The 2,956-nt window shown below is 37.4% G+C and carries 2 protein-coding genes and 1 pseudogene; 2 read left to right on the forward strand and 1 reads right to left on the reverse strand.

Annotation, left to right across the window (positions count from 1 at the left end; all coding sequences use genetic code 11):
• The first annotated feature begins 245 nt into the window (after nucleotides 1-245).
• On the forward strand, nucleotides 246-887 hold the full coding sequence (locus tag CSV64_RS16350) for a hypothetical protein (RefSeq protein WP_099635658.1): 642 nt from the start codon (nucleotides 246-248) through the stop codon (nucleotides 885-887).
• A 120-nt stretch (nucleotides 888-1,007) separates the two neighbouring features.
• On the opposite strand, the gene CSV64_RS16925 is transcribed toward CSV64_RS16350, so the two are convergent.
• The gene (locus CSV64_RS16925) at nucleotides 1,008-1,148 is read right to left on the reverse strand and encodes a DUF3953 domain-containing protein (RefSeq protein ID WP_369823550.1); all 141 of its coding nucleotides are present in this window, start codon (nucleotides 1,146-1,148) and stop codon (nucleotides 1,008-1,010) included.
• 245 nt (nucleotides 1,149-1,393) lie between these two features.
• On the opposite strand from CSV64_RS16925, the pseudogene CSV64_RS16360 reads away from it, so the two are divergent.
• Nucleotides 1,394-2,517 (forward strand): annotated as a pseudogene (locus tag CSV64_RS16360) (IS3 family transposase).
• Nucleotides 2,518-2,956 lie beyond the last annotated feature (439 nt).

Genomic DNA, 2,956 nt, shown 5'->3' on the forward strand with positions numbered 1-2,956 from the left:
CTTTTCCTTACTAATCAGCGTGCTACTCGACGCAGGGGAAGCCTTTCAGAGCGTTACCTCGTCATTCGACTTCTCGATATAACCCTTTAATTTTAGAAATCTAAAACTACCTGATCTTTACCGAAATTGTGTGACCACATTTCATTTGAACCAGGAACGTTTCGCACCAGTTAACGCGCCCGATTGTTCATTACATAAAAACCGATATTTAGGGAATTATAAACCTTAAAACTCGAGGTGAAGCAATGAAAAAAAACCTTTTACTTCTCTTCATTTGTGTATTTTTAGTTAGTTGTCAACAAAGTGCAGTCCAAGATACTACGACGGATTCGAACGTAGCATCCGAAGTTGCTTTTTTTCCTGACACAGAAACGGGCTTAACATTAAAAGAAGCACTTGAAATTGCCCACAAAGAGGCACTAAAGTGGAATAAAAAAGCAATGTTATATAGTGGAACTAGTGTTGACAGGGATGAAACGCCAACAGGAATGAAGGGTAGAAGAAAACACTGGAACATCGAATTTGGTATACCGGGTAAAAAAGACTATTATCTAGTAACTGTCCGAGACGGAAAGGTACTAGATAAAGTGCATGTGCCTAATGAAATGGAAGCTATGCCTAAAAGTCAATTTATTTCTAAAGTTGAAGAATTTAAGTATGATACACCTGAATTACTAAAAAGAGCACAAAAAATCACCAAAATATATCCAGGAGACAATTTTGCTAAGGGATATAATTTTGGGTTCACTAAACACCTGCAAAAAAATGTTCCAATTGTGATGGTTATCGGTTGGGATCAGGCCAAGGAAAATATGATCTATTTAATGTTCAACGCAGTAACAGGAGAGCTAGAAGATGATTTTGAAAGAGAACAATATAAAAACTAAATGGACATCATTACAAATAACTTCTTCACTTATTCAACGCCTTCGCTTTATTCTTGCTTATTTAATAACATGGCCCGATTGCGATATTGGGGGCATCTACTTATAAAACAAACGCCCCCGTTAACTTGATAAGAATCCATGAATTATGACAAACAAAGGAAATAGAGAAGTTACTAGAAGTAGCCAGCCATAAGCTTTTCGACCTTTTTTAAAATCTTTAATACTCATTACTAAAAACACTAGACCTAAGCACAACATCATGTAACTTTGGAATTGAAAGTCTTTTGTAATAAGTCCATATGCTGCAAAGAAAATACCCAATGTAGCAAATATAAAGTGTAGAATTCTTAGCAACAGATTACTCCCCCTCAATTCAACAACATTTTGGCCTGTTTAAAACACAAACCTTATTCCGTTATTTCTCCCGTTTATGAATAGGCTACACTTACTTGGACAGAAAAGTTAGGGTCTTGTAGAATACAAACAAAGAAACGAGGAGAATCTACATGACTGAAAAGCGAGTGAGACGAACCTATACCAAGGAATTTAAAAACCAAATTGTACAGCTACATGAAAACGGTAAATCACGTACAGATATTCTTCGTGAGTACGACCTAACCTCCACCACTTTTGATAACTGGGTGAGACGTCACAAAGCGACCGGATCTTTTGAAGAAAAAGATCAACGTACCGACGAAGAGAATGAAATAATGAAATTACGTAAAGAAAACCAGCGTCTCCTAATGGAGAACGATATTTTAAAGCAAGCCGCGCTGATCATGGGACGAAAGTAGATGTGATTCAGAATAACCGTCACAAATACTCAGTATCAGCAATGTGCGAGGTCCTAGGAAGTGCTAGAAGTACGTTCTATTACACGCCGGTTAAGCAACCGAAAGATGAAACCTTGCAGAAAGAAATTAAGAAAATCTTCAAACGTAGTCGGAATAATTATGGGACCCGCAAAATCAAAAAAGAACTTGCGAAGATAAACCGGACTGTTTCTAGACGTCGTATTGGACGCGTCATGAAGCAATCTGGGCTTGTATCCAACTACACTGTCGCTTAATATAAACCGTTTAAATCAAAAGTAAACGAGGAACCTGTGAAGAATGTTCTAGCGAGAAACTTCAATGGCCAAGAAGAACTAGCTGTGGTTGTTAGTGATTTAACATACGTTAGAGTCAATGGAAGATGGAATTACGTATGCTTATTTGTCGATCTTTTTAATCGAAAAATTATTGGTTACAGCGCGGGGCCTCAAAAGACAGCTCAGCTTGTCTACAAAGCCTTATCTAGCATTGAACGTAGCATTGAACGTAGCTTGGATCGCATTCAGTTATTCCATACAGATCGCGGAAGTGAATTTAAAAACCACTTAATTGACGAAGCATTAGAAGCTTTTGGAATCGGTCGATCGCTCAGTATGAAAGGCTGTCCGTACGACAATGCAGTCGCAGAAGCAATGTTTAATGTAGTGAAAACAGAGTTTATTAAGCAAATGACCTTTACTTCTCTTGAGCAGCTAGAGCGTGAGCTACAGGATTATGTGAACTGGTTCAATCGAGTTCGAATCCACGGAACCCTTGATTATCAAACACCGATTGAGTATCGATTGGGGACCTTATAGAATCTGTCTGATTTAGTGTTGACAATACATTATCTTTATTTCCCTTTTGTAAAGCTACTATAACTGCTCCTACTAAAAACATTGCTCCTACTATGTTCATAATTTTACTACCTTGTACTCCTAAATTATTACTAGTGATAGAAAGCATAAGTCCTCCTAATACCGCAAAAGAAACTATTAATATTTTTCCCCAAATAGTAATTAACTCCTACTATTTATTTCGAGAATGCCATTCAACACAAATGACAAAAATCCATATGACTTTTATGTAGATCATGGACAATTCCTGTTATGGAATCTGGCCCGTTAATAGCATGAAATTTGTAATAGTGATAGGTAAGCCTTTGAAGTTATCGCCAGCTTTTCCCCCACTTCACACCGTACGTGAAACTTTCACTTCATACGGCGTTCCAACTAATCCAATTCGATTCAATCATCA

This window comes from Sporosarcina sp. P32b (genome assembly GCF_002743335.1).
Lineage (GTDB): Bacteria > Bacillota > Bacilli > Bacillales_A > Planococcaceae > Sporosarcina.

Coding starts and splice junctions, on each gene's coding strand:
- CSV64_RS16350 (WP_099635658.1), top strand. CDS start 246: ATGAAAAAAAACCTTTTACTTCTCTTCATTTGTGTATTTTTAGTTAGT.
- CSV64_RS16925 (WP_369823550.1), bottom strand. CDS start 1,148: ATGATGTTGTGCTTAGGTCTAGTGTTTTTAGTAATGAGTATTAAAGAT.